The 620-nt window shown below is 47.4% G+C and carries 1 protein-coding gene; it reads right to left on the reverse strand.

Features of this window, described 5'->3' with window-relative positions; all coding sequences use genetic code 11:
* On the reverse strand, nucleotides 1-538 hold a 538-nt coding region (locus tag ACOCD2_RS24900), incomplete at its 3' end, for an IS1595 family transposase (protein ID WP_419626349.1).
* Nucleotides 539-620: the final 82 nt, after the last annotated feature.

The raw sequence follows: 620 nt of genomic DNA on the forward strand, positions 1-620 counted from the left end.
GCTGAGGTCGATGTTCTTCCCCTTCCGTTTCAACGACGGCAATAAACGGAGCTTTATGTGCAGCGCCACGCACAGGCTTTCCTGGACGCTCACCGCCGATATACGCATCATCTATCTCAATACTGCCACTGAGCTTTTTTCCTTTCTCACGCTCCAGCATCACTTGCATCAGCTTGTGCTTCATCTTCCATGCCGTGTTATAGCTGACGCCAATATCCCGCTTCAATTGCAGCGCAGACACGCTGGTTTTTCTCTGTGTAAGCAAATAGATGGCCAGAAACCATTTCGTTAGCGGTACCTTGGTAGCAGCAAAGATTGTACCGCTCGTCAATGAAGTTTGTCGGTGACAGCGATGACATTGATAGACCTTACGACTTTTGATCTCGCAATAGGTCTTGTTGCCACACTCGGGGCAAACAAATCCATCTGGCCACCTCAGATGAAACAGCGCCGAGTAGCACTGTTCTTCCGTACCATACTTTTCCAGAAATTTCGGCAAACTGAGGCCTTTTTGAAATTGGATGATATTCTTTGCCATGTCCGCCACCTCACTAAGACACTGATTCTATGTATGTTCTATTATAGTCCAATTTCTGTATGCGTGGCTGAATATCGCGGGT

This window comes from Thiolapillus sp., from assembly GCF_048562965.1.
GTDB classification, from domain to species: Bacteria; Pseudomonadota; Gammaproteobacteria; order Chromatiales; family Chromatiaceae; genus Thiolapillus; species Thiolapillus brandeum_A.